Genomic DNA, 17,132 nt, shown 5'->3' with positions numbered 1-17,132 from the left:
AGGAATTAAGCAATGCAGAAAGTAGATATTGCAATAGTTGGCGCGGGCATGGTGGGGCTGACGCTGGCCGCTGCGTTGGCAAACTCTGCTTTACGGGTGGCGGTCATTAGCCAGGCACCTCTCGCCGCGCCCATACCTGACCAACCTTTGTTGCGGGTCAGTGCTATTAATCAGGTTAATCAACAGGCTTTGGCTGAGCTTGGCGTGTGGCAGCGCCTGCCCGATAAACGGGTGGCGGGTTACCGGCATATGCATGTATGGGACAAAGACAGCTTTGGACATATTCATTTTCATGCCAGTGACTTAAGCACCGATAATTTGGGTTATATTATTGAGAATCAGGTGCTTACCAATGCTTTGGCCGAGCAGGTAGACAGCCTTGCTAATGTGGTAAGCATACAAGCCGGGGTGGATAAAATATTAACCGGCGAACAAGAAACCATGCTGATGCTGGATAACGATGATGTCATTGCCTGCCAACTGCTGGTTGGGGCTGACGGGGCCAATTCGATGGTGCGCCGCCACGCAGGTTTTCCGATTACATTTCGGGATTACGCCCATAATGCGATAGTGGCCACGGTCAAAACGGCTCAGCCTCACGGGGCGACGGCACGCCAGGTATTTACCCCGCAGGGGCCGTTGGCACTGTTACCGTTGGCAGACCCGCACCTGTGTTCCATCGTGTGGTCACAGCAAACGGCGCGCGCCGAGGCGTTAATGCAACAGGAGGAGCAGGCCTTTGCCCAAACGTTAACCGCTACTATAAACAGTGCGCTGGGCCCGGTTACTCTTGCCAGTGAGCGGCATATGTTCACGCTTACTATGCGCTATGCCCGCCAATGGGCGGATAATGGGGTCGTTATTGTTGGTGATGCTGCGCATACCATTCATCCCTTAGCGGGGCAGGGCGCCAATTTAGGTATGCAGGATGCGTTAGCCCTGGCTGTACATCTGCAAAACCTGCAGCAGCAGGGTAAAAATATTAGTCGGCATAGGTATTTACGTGCGTTTGAACGCGCCCGCAAAACGGAAGCGATGAAAATGGTTGCCGCCATGGATGGGTTTAAACATTTATTTGAAGGCAATAACCCGCTCAAAAAATTAGTGCGCAGTTCTGGTCTGGCTTTCACTAATCAGCTGCCAGCGGTTAAGCGCAAACTGATTGAGCAGGCCATGGGATGGTGATATCTGTGGTAAGAGAAGGGCGCTTTTGGCCCTTCATCCGTTAAGGGTTTGCAATACGCCACGCGCCGCCGCATAGTAGAGATCTACTTAAGTATCATGGAGCGAACGGTGTGGATAAGCGCGCTTTTTTAAAGTTTACCGGGGCCGGGCTGGCAACTATGCCGATGTTGTCTTATGCCCAGCAACAATCAGCCAAAAAACCTTTTTACACTGACACCAAACTGGCCGACATCACGGCTTCGGTTAAACCGATTACCGCCACTGAACGCAAGGCACGTATCCGCCAAGCCCAACAGTTAATGGCTAGCCATAATATGGCCGCTATGGTGTTGGAGCCGGGCGCGGCGATGGATTATTTTACTGGCATTAACTGGTGGCGTAGCGAACGCCTTACTGCCGTGGTGATCCCCCGTGAAGGCGACATCAGCGTTATCACGCCGTTTTTTGAAGCTCCCAGTGTGAAAGAATCCCTGCAGGTGGGAAACGATGTTCAGGTATGGCAAGAGCACGAAAGTCCGTTTAAGCAAATCAGTCAGTGGCTTAAAGCTCGCAAACTGGATAAAGGGCAACTGGGGTTTGAGTCTACAGTGCGCTACTTTGTGTTAGATGGGTTGATGGCTGCGCTGCCGGATATGCAAAACGTTTCAGCTGATCCGGTTACCCTGGGTTGTCGGATGTTCAAAAGCGATCATGAACTTACGCTCATGCATAAAGCAAATGAAGTGACGCTAAAAGCCTATACCCATGTGTATGAGCGGCTCGAAGAAGGCATGAGCCAGGCTGATGTAAAGCGCTTAATGCACAGTGCTCAGCAAACGCTGGGGGGCAGCGATATATGGACTATGGCGCTGTTCAACGAAGCCAGCGCTTATCCCCATGGCACCCGCCAGGAACAAACCCTAAAACCGGGCTCGGTTGTATTAATGGATTGTGGCTGTGCAGTGCAGGGCTATCAGTCCGATATCAGCCGCACGTTTGTCTTTGGCGAACCCACCTCAAAGCAACAAAAAGTCTGGCAAAGCGTACGCGACGGCCAGCAGGTTGCATTCAAACAAGCGCAATTGGGAAATACGGCGGGTAGCGTAGATGACGCTGTGCGTGCACTCTATAAAAAACACGGCTATGGGCCCGGCTATCAGTTACCCGGATTATCTCACCGTACCGGCCACGGCATTGGCATGCAGGGCCATGAACGGGTGAACTTTGTCCATGGCGAAACTACCCGGCTGGCAGCCGGAATGTGTTTTTCTAATGAACCAGGTATTTATTTGCCCGGCGAATTTGGGGTACGTTTGGAAGACTGTATTTATCTGACTAAAGAAGGCCCTCAATGGTTTACCGAGCCGCCGCAAAGCCTGAGCGAACCGCTCGGTAAGCTGGCCCCCCTGCAACTGGGCGGCTAACGTTGCACCCGGGGTTACGCCTTTAATGCCCACCGGTCAGGCGTGACTTGAAAAATTCGGCCAGGGTTTTGCTGACTACCGGATGCTGGGTGTCCTGATTATACAGGCAAATATTGACCTTCCCCAGCCTTGGCAGGTTGGGGTGGGTAAGTATTGCCAGGTTGTCGGGCATACTTGACCGAGCCAGGGCAGTAATACCCAATCCCTGCCCGATAGCCGCAACCAAACCGGATAAATCTGCGTTGGTATAGGTTATTTTCCAGGCCTTCGTTTGTTGTTTCAGCAACTCGATTACCCGGCTACGATAAACACATCCATCCGGGGCCAACACCAGCGAAATATTTTCAGCCGCAAAGGGCCGGGTGGCATCGCCTACCCACACCATGTCATCTTGCAGCACGACTTCACCTTCGGTTTGTTCATGCGGATTAGCCAAAGCCAAAATCAAATCGAAACTATCGCGCCGGCTTTGATGTAGTAGATCGCGACTCAGCGCTGAGGTTACCTCCAACGACACATCAGGGTAGCGTTTGGAAAACTCACCAATCAGGCCGGGCAGCAGGGTAGAAGCAAACTCGTTAGGGATCCCCAGGCGTAAACGGCCGCTTAGCGGCGCAGGGGTTAAAGCCCGGAACACCGCATCGTTTAACTCTAATAGTTCTTTGGCCCGCGAGTACAACCAATTGCCATCTGCGCTAGGGGTGTGCCGCTGACCTACTTTAGTAAACAGCTTGCGCCCCAGCTGGGCTTCAAGTTTTTTTATTTGCAGGCTAATAGCGGGTTGGGAGCGGCCCAGCAGCTCGCCAGCTTTGGCATACCCGCCCTGTTCGATGACACTGACAAAGGTGCGTAAATTATCTAAGGAAAGCTGTTTCATATTGATTTAAAATTCTGATGTGCAACGACAGATACATTACAATCTTAAATGTAATGATAAAAAATTCCAATTTGTTCCGCTTATATTGCCCCCCTATACTGAACTTCTCATTTATACACTCACATAAGGTTGCGTTGTATGAGCAGCAAAACTGCGCTTCACGCCAAGCATCTGGAAGCCGGTGCGAAAATGGTGGATTTTTTCGGTTGGGAAATGCCCATCAGCTATGGTTCGCAAATTGAAGAGCATCACGCCGTGCGCCAAGATGCTGGCATGTTTGATGTGTCACATATGACGATAGTAGATGTGACGGGCGAACAGGCCCGACCTTATCTGCGTTACTTGCTGGCCAACGATGTCGCTAAGCTACAGGACAAGGGCAAAGCGCTTTACAGTGGAATGCTGAATGAGGCTGGCGGCGTAGTAGATGACCTGATTGTATATCATTTTGATGCCACTAATTATCGCTTGGTAGTGAATTCGGCTACCCGCGAAAAAGACATGAACTGGCTGTTGTCAAAAGCCGAAGGCTTTGCCGTCACAATCACTGAAAAGCCAGATTTTGCAATGCTGGCGGTGCAGGGGCCGGGCGCAAAAGACAAAGCCGCTAACCTGTTCAGCGAAGCGCAAAAAGAAGCAGTGGCGGGAATGAAACCCTTCTACGGTGTGCAGGCTGAAGATTTGTTTATCGCCACCACCGGCTATACCGGTGAAGCCGGCTATGAAATTATGGTGCCGGTGGCTCGTGCGGCTCAGTTTTGGCAAGAATTACTTAACGCAGGGGTGAAACCGTGTGGGTTGGGCGCGCGTGATACGTTGCGCCTGGAAGCCGGTATGAACTTGTACGGTCAGGACATGGATGAAACCATATCACCCCTGGCCGCCAATATGGGCTGGACCATTACCTGGGAACCGGCCGAGCGTAACTTTGTTGGCCGTCAGGCCCTGGAAACACTTAAAGCCCAAGGAACCGATAAGCTGGTGGGGCTGGTTATGAAAGAAAAAGGCGTATTGCGCGCTGGCCAGAAAATTAAAACAGATAACGGCGAAGGTGTCATCACCTCCGGTACATTTTCACCTACCTTAGGCCACGCTATCGCAATGGCACGAATTCCTGCCGGCACCCCGGCAACGGTAGAGGTGGAAATGCGCAAAAAGTGGGTTACAGTAGATGTGGTTAAGCCCTGCTTTGTACGCAATGGTAAAAGCGCTTTATAACGATTAACTTCAACGTCAGGAAATACTATGAGCAATATCCCCTCTGATTTACGCTACGCCGCTACCCATGAGTGGGTTCGCCCTGAAGGCGACGGTGTTTTCACTGTAGGCATTTCTGAACACGCCCAGGATTTATTGGGTGACATGGTGTTTGTCGACCTGCCTGATGCAGGTGACAAAGTGAGCACTGGCGACGATGTCGCGGTGGCGGAGTCGGTGAAAGCCGCTTCTGATGTGTATGCACCGCTAACCGGCGAAGTGATTGCCATCAATGAAGATTTGGAAGACTCCCCTGAACTGGTCAACTCTGACCCCTATGGCGACGGCTGGTTATTTAAAATCAAAGCCGACGATCCAGAAGAAGTGGAAGGTCTGTTAAATGCAGAAGGTTATCAGGCCTCAATAGACGAAGAATAAGCCACAAGACTTGTCATCTCGTCAGTACCACTAAAGAAAAGGGGCCGGATTATCGCCCCTTTTGTCTTTTACCAACCATGGCACGCGCTTAAATACCATTATGACAGATACCTCTAAAACGCTGGCTCAGCTAGAGCAAAACAATGCCTTTGTTCGCCGTCATATCGGCCCGGGCGAAACGGAAATCAGCAGTATGCTGCAAACCATTAACGCCGAGTCGTTGGATGATTTAACCCAGCAAACAGTTCCTGCCGGAATATTACTCGACAAACCGATAGAGACCGGTGAAGGCGCAAGCGAAGTCGACGCCTTAAGCGCACTGAAAGCGGTAGCGGCTAAGAACAAAATCAACCGCTCGTTTATTGGTATGGGGTATTACGATACCCATGTACCGAATGTTATTTTGCGGAATGTGCTGGAAAACCCAGGTTGGTATACCGCCTATACGCCTTACCAGCCAGAAATTGCGCAAGGCCGCCTGGAAGCTATTCTAAATTTCCAGCAAGTCACTATTGATTTAACCGGGCTGGAGCTGGCTTCTGCCTCGCTGCTGGATGAAGGTACTGCCGCTGCAGAGGCAATGGCCCTGGCCAAGCGCGTGTCCAAAAACAAAAAAGCGAATCTGTTCTTTATTGCCGATGATGTGCACCCGCAAACCCGCGATGTGGTGGAAACCCGCGCCGAAATGTTTGGCTTTGGTATTGTCAGTGGCCCGACTGAACAGGCTAGCGACCACGATGTGTTTGGCGCGTTGTTGCAATATCCGTCTACCACCGGTGAAGTAAAGGACATTAGCGATACTATTGCCGCGGTGCAGGCGAATAAAGGAATAGTGGCTGTAGCGGCTGACCTGATGAGCTTGGTAATGTTGAAATCGCCAGGTGAATTAGGCGCCGATGTGGCCTTGGGAAGTGCGCAGCGCTTTGGCGTACCGATGGGCTATGGCGGGCCACATGCGGCCTTTTTTGCTACCCGCGATAGCTACAAACGTTCATTACCCGGGCGTATTATTGGCATAAGTAAAGATACCCGGGGCCGCCCGGCACTGCGGATGGCGCTACAAACCCGCGAGCAGCATATACGCCGGGAAAAAGCGAACTCCAACATTTGTACGGCGCAGGTTTTATTAGCCAATATGGCCTCATTTTACGCCGTTTACCATGGTCCTGAGGGCCTGAAGACGATTGCTTCGCGCATTCACCGGTTAGCGGACATTCTGGCCAGTGGCCTGAAACAAAAGGGACTGGGCCTAAAACATGCTACCTGGTTTGATACCCTCACCGTATTAACCGACAACAAAGCTGATGTGTTGCAACGTGCTTATGCCAAAGGCATCAATTTGCGGGCAGATATCGACGGCGCGGTAGGTATTGCACTGGATGAAACCAGCACCCGTAATGATGTTCAGGCGCTTTTTGATGTGCTACTGGGAGAAGGCCATAATTTGCAAGTGGCTAATCTGGATGACGATGTGACTACACAAGGTAGCCAGTCAATTCCGGCTTCACTACGCCGTACCAGCGATATTCTACAACACGAGGTATTCAATCAGTATCATTCAGAAACTGAAATGCTGCGTTATATTAAGTCGCTGGAAAACAAAGATCTGGCCCTGAACCATTCAATGATTTCGTTGGGTTCATGCACCATGAAACTTAACGCCACGGCAGAGATGATTCCGGTCACCTGGCCGGAGTTTGGCCAACTGCATCCCTTTGCCCCGTTGGATCAGGCGGCCGGTTATCACGAAATGATCAGTGAGTTGGCGCAATGGCTTATCAGCATTACCGGTTACGATGCCATGTCGATGCAACCAAACTCTGGTGCGCAGGGCGAGTATGCCGGGCTGCTGGCTATTCAGCGTTATCATGAAAGCCGTGGTGAAGGGCACCGTAACGTATGTCTTATTCCCAGCTCTGCCCATGGTACCAATCCTGCGTCTGCGCAAATGGTTAGCCTGAAGGTGGTAGTGGTAAATTGTGATAAAAACGGTAACGTTGACCTGAAGGATTTGCGCGCCAAAGCCGAGGAGGTTGGCGACAATCTGTCTTGCGCGATGATTACGTACCCCTCTACCCACGGGGTATACGAAGAAACGGTACGTGAAATGTGCGAAATTGTGCACCAGTATGGCGGCCAGGTTTACATGGATGGGGCCAACATGAATGCGCAGGTTGGCATTACCGCGCCAGGCTTTATCGGCTCGGATGTATCGCATTTGAACCTACATAAAACATTTTGCATACCGCATGGTGGCGGCGGTCCGGGCATGGGTCCCATCGGGGTTAAGTCGCACCTTGCGCCATTTTTACCTAACCACAGCGTAGTCGATATTGACGGTGCCGGTAAAGATTGCGGCGCAGTATCGGCAGCCCCATGGGGCAGTGCCTCTATTTTGCCTATTAGCTATATGTATATCAAAATGATGGGTGCCGAAGGCCTGCGCAAAGCCACACAGGTAGCCATCCTTAACGCCAACTACGTTGCTAAGCAGTTGGAAGGGCACTTTGACGTTCTTTATAAAGGCCGTAACGGCCGGGTGGCGCATGAATGTATTATTGATTTGCGGCCATTAAAAGAAGTCAGTGGCGTAAGTGAAATCGATATTGCCAAACGACTGAACGATTACGGTTTTCATGCCCCCACCATGAGCTTCCCGGTAGCGGGTACGTTAATGATAGAGCCTACCGAATCGGAAGCAAAATACGAACTGGATCGGTTTATTGAAGCGATGATCAGCATTCGCAAAGAAATTGCCAAAGTGGAAAGTGGCGAGTGGGCTGCGGATAACAATCCACTGCATTTCGCCCCCCACACTCTGGCCGATATTTGCGATAGTAACTGGGATCGCAGCTATGATCGTAATTTGGCAGCCTATCCGGTTGCTGCGGTAGCCCGTAACAAGTTCTGGCCCAGCGTGAATCGTATTGATGATGTGTATGGCGATCGTAATCTGATGTGCTCATGCGCCCCGATAGAGGCTTATCGGGAAGAATAAGTGAATTGACCGCATCAATTGTAGTTGGAAATTACAATTGAAACTGGTGACTTAGGCAGAATAAAGGCGAACCAATTGGTTCGCCTTTTTTATTGGATAATATTCCCTGGTGGGCCAGAACTCGATCCGGTTGACCGCAGTGCATCTGTAGCGCGGCAAACTATAGCAAAGCGTTTATGGGCCTACTTAATATGACTAAGACTAGCCAGTAGCGAGTATACATTTATGTAGGTTGCCACAGGCGCCTGGGTGAACACTCAACATTATTAAGCTTTGGCGCGCAGAGATAAGGGGCGGTAATCGCAATGGAGTCTTTGTTTATTATCTCCTGTACATGACCGATAAAAGCTATCGAATTATTAGCGCTGCTTAGCCCAAGGGAAGGGCCTTTGCATGGGTGCATTTCTAACTAAGAGTCCATACACGGATTAAAATATACATATATACATAAAGTTAGATATAGTGAAAATAACCGATATATTCCAACTTATAGTTTTAACTATATGATTATTAAGACTAATAATATATTTTTATTTTATTTTAATATGAAATGTAGAGTGAGCGCTATCCGAGTTTGTAGACGTAAACCCCCCCTTATTTTGCGTAAAGCAAAAGGCGCGGCGGGTAAAGCAGGTTATTATTTTACCCTGGGGATAATGCTTGCACAGTAAGGCCGCCACACCGTGGTGAATTTATTTAAAGAGAGGATTGAGGCAGGAAGTAATGAATTTAACCTATTGAAATATAGTTATATATTTTGTTATGAGTGTATAGAGGTTTATCACGGCGTTTTCTGCTCCATTTCGATTTTTCACAAAGGGTTTTAGGCTGAGTGAGACTTAATAACGATAGCGAATTAGCGCGCTTTCCCCTTTTTGTGAATCAAACGGTAGCCATAATATATTGGTATATATATTTATACATAAAAAGTTATCTCATGTATTTTTGGGTGTATTGGCTAAAATTGTTTTATTGTGGGGCGTCATGCTGTATGGTGCCTGCGCCTGGTTTGGCGATAAAGACACTTTTTAAAGGAATAACATAATGAAACACATTCTTATCTCAGCCGCATTTGCGACTTTTTCATTCAACGCCTTCGCAGCAGACATGTTTTCGGCCGGTCCTTCATGGGATTACGTAGAAGCCGGTTATCAACAAGCTGAAATTGATGACGCGGGTGACTTTGAGCCTAAAGGTTATGCCCTTGCTGCGTCTAAAGCTATTGGCGAAAACTTCTTTTTAAAAGCGAACTACAGCGACTTGAGTGAAGAAGAATCCGGTCTGGACACAGATCTTAGTCAATTCTCTGCCGGTGTAGGTTATCGCTATAGTGCGACCAAAACCACAGATGTTTACGGCGTAGTAAGCTTTGAACGTATTGAAATTGAAGCGTCGGCCTTTGGTGAATCCGTAGAAGCCGATGATGACGGATTTGGTATCGAGGCGGGCATACGCTCGATGATTATTGACCAGCTGGAATTATCAGCAGCGGTAAAACATATTGAAATGGACGAAGGCGATACCGGTTTCGTTGCAGGCGCGAACTTTTATATTACACCTGCTATTGCAGTAGGCGCATCATATGAGATGCGTGATGACATTGATTTCTTAGGTGCTGATATTCGTTACAGCTTCTAATATAGCGATAGTGTTTTGTATACAGCGGGCGCAAGTCCGCTTGTATACGTTTTATTGTCTGTGCTGTTACACCCTTAACTACCTTTCTCATCATAGCCTTTCGCCCATTCCTTAAGCTAAACTGCCTGACTACCTGCTCAGTGACCAGGGTAGTTCCCAAACATCTGGGTATGCTGATGCTGCCTGGTAATGGGCTGTCATAAACCTCCATGTTGCCCATAAAGTTTACTGTTTGCGGCTGAGGATTATCTGTGTACTTTGCTTCGGCGGCCCGCCGTCTGATAAGCGAGGCCAGCCTAACCTAACTGCCTGCTCAGTAACGACGGTAATTCTTCAAACCTCTGGGTATGGTGGCGCGGCCTGGTAATAGGCTGTTGTAAACCTCCATGCTGCCCATAAAGGTTACAGGGCCTGAGAGAAGGTTGTCTGCGTAGTTTGATTCGGCGGCCCGCCGTCTGATAAGCGAGGCTAACCTAACCTAACCGCTGCACCGTAAAAGGATGCTGATATAGGCTGCTGCCGGCAGCGTTCAGGGTTTAGCAATTTTTTAATGCTTTTTGCCATCAAATGAAAATCTTTCCCTGCCCGTGATGGGTAACAAGTTAGTCAGCCGGGTATTTATGCCCATCATTTTGGGGTGAACCGCCACGTTAGTCATCGCTACGGGGGTAGGGGCTAAACGCCACCACGCGAGCGCGAAGACTACAGGCAATAGCAGTACATCGTAGCGGCCGTCCATTTAGTGTAATCGCAACAAGACAAGGAGCTAATTATGCCTTCATTGCTAACCACTGTGGCGCAACACCAATCGGCACACTATAATAGTGTCAGCTTGAACCGATCATTTTTCACCTCTCGTTCGAAAGCAGGGTGGCTAAGTGCAATAGTGGCTTTATCACTTTGCGCTTGTACCGGCACAGGGACAACATCTTCTAGCGCTGCCCAGGGGCACGAGGAAACATTGAAAACTGAGGTGTTGGAAGCCGGTGCAGCAACCTTGCAAAACAATGCGCCATTGGATCCAATGAATGTGTATCTGGTGGGGTTTCATCCTATGAAAGACGACCCTTCCCACCAAATGGAAGCACATCATTATTGTAATCAGGTGAATGAAGAGTTTGCGCAGTGCGCGCTATTTGATGGCAATACGCAAAGCGCAAATTTAACCGGGGTGGAATATATTATTTCGAAGCGGCTTTTTGAGCAGTTGCCTGAGCAGGAAAAAACCTACTGGCATCCGCACAATGCAGAGATTTTGTCAGGGCAACTCGTGGCGCCCGGACTGCCGGAAAAAGCGGATTACGAAGTGATGAAAAGTAAAATGAACAGCTATGGGAAAACCTGGCATACCTGGTCTACCGACCAGCAGGAAGGCGCCCAGATGATCCCTATGGGCGACCCGAAATTAGCCTGGTCGTTTAACCGTTTAGGCGAAGATGAACCTGGTCTGGTTGAGGCCCGCGATAAGCGCATGAACATTGATACTGAAGCACGGCGTAAAGCGCGTTCAAGCCTGACGCCATTGGCTGAACCACAACGCGGTGTGGATACGCTAAAAGGCCAGTTTGGACGTCCCACTCAGGAGATTCCCGGGGTGGTCGACCAACAAGCCACCAAAAAATAGCCCGCAATACGGCTTAACGGCCCATCGTTACGTTAAGCCACAAATTTTCTATAAGTCAGAAAGCACCTTTTGACACCGGTAACAGCAATCTAAGTACGTTACCGGTGATGCTTCAAATAGCATGGGCCGTGTGCTCGGCCCGTCCTAACCCACAAACCGTGCTAACGCAATATAATCAAGGGGACCGTCGTCTTTTCAAGCATTTTCATGGTATTACTGCCTACAAAAAATTGACGTAAGCGAGAATGCCCAAATGCGCCCATTACCACTAAGTCAATATCGTGCTCAAGCTGATAACCCAGAAGTTGCTCGTTAATATTGCCCTCAAGATATGCAGTGGTCACGTTCAGCCCGCGGTCGGCAAGTTGGTTGGCGGCAATCTCAAATTTGTGTTTTAACTCTGCTTCGTTATTTTTCACGGCGACCAAATGGCAATCTATCCCGTGTAGTAGGCCGCCATCCAACACCTTTTGCAAGGCGCGCTCAGCGGCCTCTCTACCATCATAGGCAATCATAAAGGAAGTTGGTGCACCAAACATTTCAGGGACTATCAAAACCGGCTCGGTAGCTTTGCGCAACAGTGTTTCGATGTGGGAGCCCAGCGCCGTAAACTCATTATCGTGGCCTTCTCCTTTACGGCCAATAACAATTAACCGGGTTTGTTCCTGTAGCGCCATCAACGCGTCAACCACATCGCCGTGGCGCTGCAGGGTTTCTACTGACTCAAGCCCGTTCGCGCGTGCTTGTTCGGCCACCGAGTCGAGCAGCGCATTGCCCAGTTCCAGCGCAAGCTTGCTTTTTTGTTCATCAAGCCGGGATATCTCCTCTAACAGTGATGAACGTGCGCCTAAGCCAATAGCGCCGGTATAATCATCGGCGCCATGTTGCTGCGACTTTTCAATGGTATGCAGCAAGCATAATGGTTTGTTTAGTTTGCGTGCCGCCCATACGCCAGCATCTGTAACCGCTGAGGTGATGGCCGACCCGTCAATACATGTTATTATTTTATTCATTGTCTGACTCCTAGTGTCCACCTAGCAATTTATCAACTTCTGCCGGGTCGTTGTGAACGCCAAATTTATCTACCACGGTTTCAGTCGCCTCATTCATTCCCACTACTTTCACCGTTGCTCCTTCGCGCCGAAACTTAAGCACCACCTTATCCAACGAAGAAACGGCAGTAATGTCCCAAAAGTGAGCATGCGTAAGGTCTATCACCACTGTATTGGCGGCTTCTTTCAGGTCAAATGCGGCAATAAACTGTTCTGCAGAGGCAAAGAAAACCTGGCCTATAACTTCATAGGTACGCACTTTTTCGGATGCACAATAATGTGATTTAACCGCCATAAAGCGGCCAATTTTGTTGGCAAAGAACAAGGTAGCCAGTAATACCCCAATTAATACCCCAATCGCCAGGTTATGAGTGGCCACCACCACCGCCACGGTAGTTATCATCACAATATTAGACGACAATGGGTGCTTGTGCAGGTCGCGGATGGATGACCATGAAAAGGTTCCGATAGACACCATAATCATTACCGCAACCAAGGCTGCCATGGGGATCTGACGTAACCATTCATCCAGAAACACTACCATGACCAGTAAAAATGCGCCGGCGATGAAAGTGGATAACCGTCCCCGGCCCCCTGACTTAACGTTGATAATCGACTGACCAATCATGGCACAGCCAGCCATACCACCAAACAGGCCCGCGCCAATATTGGCAATACCCTGGCCTTTACATTCCTGGTTTCTGTCGCTGTTGGTGTCGGTCAGGTCGTCCACGATGGTGGCGGTCATCATTGACTCTAATAAGCCAACTACTGCCAGACCGGCTGAGTATGGAAAGATAATCGCCAAGGTCTCCAGCGTTAACGGTACGTCCGGCCATAAAAAGATAGGCAAAGTATCAGGCAGTTCGCCCATGTCGCCCACCGTTCGAATGTCCAGGCCGATGACCATTGCGACTATCGTTAAAGACACAATACACACCAGCGGAGAGGGGATAGCTTTACCAATTACCGGTATATAGGGGAACAAATAAATGATTCCCAGCCCAGCGGCAGTCATTACATAGACAGGGTAAGTTACATTGGTCAATTCGGGCAGTTGCGCCATAAATATAAGAATAGCCAATGCATTAACAAAGCCGGTTACCACTGAGCGTGACACAAAACGCATCAGCTCGCCTAGCCGTAAAAAGCCTGCCGCTATTTGCAACACGCCAGTAAGTAAGGTGGCAGCCAGCAAATACTCAAGGCCATGCTCTTTTACCAATGTCACCATAAGCAGCGCCATAGCACCGGTAGCAGCAGATATCATACCCGGACGACCGCCTACAAAGGCGATGACCACGGCAATACAAAAAGAAGCATACAAGCCGACCTTGGGATCAACGCCAGCAATAATTGAAAAAGCAATCGCTTCAGGCACGAGGGCTAATGCCACTACAATACCCGCAAGCACATCACCACGGATATTAGAGAGCCAGTCTCTCTTTACGTGTTCGAACATGCAAAAGTTACCTAAAGTGTAGTTCCTCTTTAAGAGGAATAGAAAAACGCATACAAAGTGGTCTCGCGAGGAACGCGATAAGGTTGCTCAATCAGTGAGCGGGGTAAAACGAAGGGGAGGCCTAGGGCGGCGTAAGGGTCAAAGTTGGCTCCGTGTGAATAATCGTGAACAGAGCATACCGTACTTGGCGTTGTTGTTAAAATATTTATGCTAACCGCTATAACCATTCGCTAGCTTAAGACCTGCATTCAGTGACGGCCACTATGGTGGTCACCCTGTTTGTCGTCATGGCATGGCCGCTACACTATCTGTATAGCAGGATAGCTTAAATGGGATAGCTATAACGAAATAACTACAACGGAATAGCCGTTGCCAGCAAAAAAGACGAAGCGCAGCCGCTGCTTATGCTTCGCTTCGCGTGCGGTGGTGGCATTTACCGACGATCCCCCTGGTAGGCTATTATTGGATATCGTGTGCCATAGGATGGAGCAATCCGGGTGAAGTCACTAAAGGTACCTGGCAGGCGTAAACTGCCAGGTAAGGCATTAAGTAAAGGGCCACGACAATATGACAATAGCCCGGCCGCGATTCTTTACCATATAACCGCGCGAGGGCAACGACCTGGTTACGCTTGCGGGGGAGGCGGATAGGGTGTTAACAAAATTAGCTTTCCTCTACGGCCCCGGTGTTCACGTTCTCACCCTTAGATAAGTGCAGAAAGTGCAGGTGCCGTTCATATTGGCTGATGGCATCGGCAATTATTTGCTTTTGGGTAAAGCCAAATACATCGTATTGCTGTCCGCCCTGATGCAAAAAGACCTCCGCCCGGAAGTATTTACCAGAGGCATATTGCGATGAAAAATGCGGAACGGCATATTCGCGTAAACGAATGCCGTACGCAAAATTCTCTGCCCCTTCTTTATAAATCACCATGCGTACACGCTCGGGTTCAACCTGTAATTCTGCGTTTAAGCCACGTTGTTCCAGCTGCTCACATAACGCCCGCAAACCAGGCTGCGCCACTTGGGTAATAAACTTCTGCGCGCGGCTGTGTAGAGGATGATCCAGTAGCGTATCTAAGCGGCTGGTCCAGTCTAGGTTTGACTCTGAAAACTGCAGTGCACCAGTGTGTTGCTGCACATTATGTTGTAGTAAAGAGTCATTTCGTAATGCTTTGAACAGCGTATAGCAGGCCAGCAGTAGGATAAATATCAGGGGAAATGCCGACACAATTACCAGTGTTTGTAACGCAGAAAGTCCGCCGGCGTAAAGCTGACTAGCAGCAATAACCCCAATCAGCCCGGTCCAAAACAACCGCTGGGCCAGTGGAGTATTTACCTGGCCGCCGGAGGTCAGGGTATCTACCACCAAGGCGCCAGAGTCGGCGGAGGTTACGAAAAACGTACACCCCAGCACAATGGCAATTACCGATAAAATACCGGTCATCGGCAGGTAGTCAAACAGCGCGTACAATGAAATAGCGATATCACTATTAATGGCTTCGGCCAGCGGATGGTCCAGCTCCAGTCCGATAATCTGCAATGCGCTATTACCAAACAGGGTTATCCATAAAATATTGATAACTGTGGGTACGAACAAAACACCTACAGTAAATTCGCGGATAGTGCGGCCCCGGGAAATACGCGCAATGAAAGTGCCTACAAAGGGTGACCAGGCAATCCAGAAGCCCCAGTAAAATACAGTCCAGCCGCCTAACCAGGCTTCTTTTTTATCATAAGCATACAGATTGAATGTGCTATACAGCAGCTCACTTACGTAATTCCCCGTATTTTGCACAAAGGTTTTAAGTAAAAAAGCGGTGGGCCCAAGTAGCAGGACGGCAATCATTAAAATTAACGACAATACCATGTTAACGTTCGATAAGCGTTTAATGCCGGCGTCCAGCCCCAGCCCTACGGACACCATAGCGCAGCCCACCACCACAGCAATTAACAGTAACTGCTGGTCGCGCGTGCCTGGAGAGTCCAGTACGTAAGACAGTCCTGCGCTGATTTGCTCTACACCAAATCCTAACCCGGTAGCCACCCCAAACAGGGTACCGACGGCAGCAAAAGTATCGGTTAGGTGGCCTAACGGGCCATAAATGCGATCGCCGATAAGCGGATACAACACACTACGTGGTAACAAGGGTAATTTGTGACGGAACGAAAAGTACGCCAAGGCGAGTGCCAGCACGGCATAAATAGCCCAGGCATGCAGGCCCCAATGGAATAACGTAATGCGAACCGCTTGCTGCGCCGCGCTCACCGTACCGGCTTCGCCAGTGGGCGGCGATAAATAATGCATTACCGGTTCCGATACGCCCCAAAACATCAGGCCAATCCCCATGCCGGCTGAAAACAGCATAGCCAGCCACGACCCATAAGTGTATTCGGGCTCGGCATGATCAGGCCCCAGCTTGATATCGCCTAAACGGCTTACCATTACAAACAGGCAAAACAGCACAAATACCGCTACTGCCAATATATACAACCAGCTGAAATGGCCAACCAGCCAGGTCTGGGTGGCATTAAGTTGGGCGCTAATCGTTTTAGGTGCAATACCCGCAATCACGCTGATAACGATAGCCACCAGCACAGAGGAGTAGAAAACAGGACGATTTACAGAAGTAGAAGTTTTCATAGTTAAAGAAGAATATTTAAGGGCGTAGCCAGGGCGACAAACCCACAGTTACGATGGCCCGGAACACATAATGTTTGTGTTGCTACGGCCAATGTTCTTATCGCTCTGGCACAGAGCAACAAATGAAGAGTGAAAAAAAAGCAGGCGATCCTAACAAACGCTGCCTGATGCACTCAAGGCTTAATCTTTCAGGCAATGATGCCCTGTGGATCTATCAGAGCTTATGCCTTGCTAAAAACCGCCCACCTGCACCCGCCTTCGCTCATGCAGGGGCAGCGCGTTAGACACTTTTCGAGATAGCGGTAAATTACGTAGCTAACATACATCTGGTTTAGCTTATAAGTAAGAAAATGTGGCAGGCGGGCCTGGTGTGGGATAAAAGTTGAAAGCAGTATTGCCATAAAGGGCAGTAAATAGACCGCTCAGAAGGTCTGTAATATATATTTGTCTGACAATTCCTAAGCGCCAGTACTGCCTTTCTACGGCCCAATATTAGGTAAGTTAGCCGACCGGGCGGTGTTCACCCACAGAAAAACCGGTTAAGCTGAGTTTTCGACATACCAGGGGGCGCGCTAACCACGCCAGGTTCTATCTTACGCCCATATTTCCTTTCAA

At 49.5% G+C, this 17,132-nt stretch carries 11 protein-coding genes; 7 read left to right on the top strand and 4 right to left on the bottom strand.

What is annotated here, in order from left to right; genetic code table 11:
* Positions 1 to 12: 12 nt before the first annotated feature.
* Positions 13 to 1,185 carry an FAD-dependent monooxygenase gene (locus D0Y50_RS14490; RefSeq protein WP_117317605.1) on the top strand — a complete coding sequence of 391 codons (1,173 nt, stop codon included), beginning with the start codon at positions 13 to 15 and terminating at the stop codon, positions 1,183 to 1,185.
* A 110-nt stretch (positions 1,186 to 1,295) separates the two neighbouring features.
* Entirely contained in the window at positions 1,296 to 2,588 is a 1,293-nt protein-coding gene (locus D0Y50_RS14485; RefSeq protein ID WP_408640660.1) for a M24 family metallopeptidase, read from the top strand.
* A gap of 22 nt (positions 2,589 to 2,610) precedes the next feature.
* Here the strand turns inward: D0Y50_RS14485 and D0Y50_RS14480 are convergent, their stop codons facing one another.
* The gene (locus D0Y50_RS14480) at positions 2,611 to 3,465 is read right to left on the bottom strand and encodes a LysR family transcriptional regulator (protein ID WP_117317603.1); all 855 of its coding nucleotides are present in this window, start codon (positions 3,463 to 3,465) and stop codon (positions 2,611 to 2,613) included.
* A gap of 138 nt (positions 3,466 to 3,603) precedes the next feature.
* Between D0Y50_RS14480 and gcvT the strand changes: the two genes are divergently transcribed.
* From gcvT to D0Y50_RS14450, 5 genes are all read left to right on the top strand, one after another.
* Complete coding sequence (gcvT, locus tag D0Y50_RS14475; protein ID WP_117317601.1) at positions 3,604 to 4,683, top strand: glycine cleavage system aminomethyltransferase GcvT; 1,080 nt, start codon at positions 3,604 to 3,606, stop codon at positions 4,681 to 4,683.
* Positions 4,684 to 4,710: 27 nt separating this feature from the next.
* Complete coding sequence (gene gcvH, locus D0Y50_RS14470; RefSeq protein WP_108567586.1) at positions 4,711 to 5,100, top strand: glycine cleavage system protein GcvH; 390 nt, start codon at positions 4,711 to 4,713, stop codon at positions 5,098 to 5,100.
* 100 nt (positions 5,101 to 5,200) lie between these two features.
* The gene (gcvP, locus tag D0Y50_RS14465) at positions 5,201 to 8,098 is read left to right on the top strand and encodes an aminomethyl-transferring glycine dehydrogenase (protein WP_117318794.1); all 2,898 of its coding nucleotides are present in this window, start codon (positions 5,201 to 5,203) and stop codon (positions 8,096 to 8,098) included.
* 1,044 nt (positions 8,099 to 9,142) lie between these two features.
* Entirely contained in the window at positions 9,143 to 9,736 is a 594-nt protein-coding gene (locus D0Y50_RS14460; RefSeq protein ID WP_108567587.1) for an outer membrane beta-barrel protein, read from the top strand.
* Positions 9,737 to 10,508: 772 nt separating this feature from the next.
* A complete protein-coding gene (locus tag D0Y50_RS14450; RefSeq protein ID WP_117317596.1) occupies positions 10,509 to 11,360 on the top strand; it encodes an OBAP family protein in 852 nt (283 codons plus the stop codon).
* Between the two features lie 161 nt (positions 11,361 to 11,521).
* Here the strand turns inward: D0Y50_RS14450 and D0Y50_RS14445 are convergent, their stop codons facing one another.
* From D0Y50_RS14445 to D0Y50_RS14435, 3 genes are all read right to left on the bottom strand, one after another.
* Positions 11,522 to 12,373 (bottom strand): universal stress protein, encoded by an 852-nt coding sequence (locus D0Y50_RS14445; protein WP_108567590.1) that lies wholly within the window; start codon positions 12,371 to 12,373, stop codon positions 11,522 to 11,524.
* Between the two features lie 10 nt (positions 12,374 to 12,383).
* On the bottom strand, positions 12,384 to 13,874 hold the full coding sequence (locus D0Y50_RS14440) for a SulP family inorganic anion transporter (protein ID WP_117317594.1): 1,491 nt from the start codon (positions 13,872 to 13,874) through the stop codon (positions 12,384 to 12,386).
* 663 nt (positions 13,875 to 14,537) lie between these two features.
* Entirely contained in the window at positions 14,538 to 16,517 is a 1,980-nt protein-coding gene (locus tag D0Y50_RS14435; protein ID WP_117317592.1) for a BCCT family transporter, read from the bottom strand.
* Positions 16,518 to 17,132: the final 615 nt, after the last annotated feature.

The sequence above is a fragment of the Salinimonas sediminis genome, assembly GCF_003429285.1.
Lineage (GTDB): Bacteria > Pseudomonadota > Gammaproteobacteria > Enterobacterales > Alteromonadaceae > Alteromonas > Alteromonas indica.
This window is presented reverse-complemented; position numbering and strand designations above follow the sequence as displayed.

Coding starts and splice junctions, on each gene's coding strand:
- gcvH (WP_108567586.1), top strand. CDS start 4,711: ATGAGCAATATCCCCTCTGATTTACGCTACGCCGCTACCCATGAGTGG.
- gcvP (WP_117318794.1), top strand. CDS start 5,201: ATGACAGATACCTCTAAAACGCTGGCTCAGCTAGAGCAAAACAATGCC.
- D0Y50_RS14445 (WP_108567590.1), bottom strand. CDS start 12,373: ATGAATAAAATAATAACATGTATTGACGGGTCGGCCATCACCTCAGCG.
- D0Y50_RS14450 (WP_117317596.1), top strand. CDS start 10,509: ATGCCTTCATTGCTAACCACTGTGGCGCAACACCAATCGGCACACTAT.
- gcvT (WP_117317601.1), top strand. CDS start 3,604: ATGAGCAGCAAAACTGCGCTTCACGCCAAGCATCTGGAAGCCGGTGCG.
- D0Y50_RS14435 (WP_117317592.1), bottom strand. CDS start 16,517: ATGAAAACTTCTACTTCTGTAAATCGTCCTGTTTTCTACTCCTCTGTG.
- D0Y50_RS14480 (WP_117317603.1), bottom strand. CDS start 3,465: ATGAAACAGCTTTCCTTAGATAATTTACGCACCTTTGTCAGTGTCATC.
- D0Y50_RS14460 (WP_108567587.1), top strand. CDS start 9,143: ATGAAACACATTCTTATCTCAGCCGCATTTGCGACTTTTTCATTCAAC.
- D0Y50_RS14440 (WP_117317594.1), bottom strand. CDS start 13,874: ATGTTCGAACACGTAAAGAGAGACTGGCTCTCTAATATCCGTGGTGAT.
- D0Y50_RS14490 (WP_117317605.1), top strand. CDS start 13: ATGCAGAAAGTAGATATTGCAATAGTTGGCGCGGGCATGGTGGGGCTG.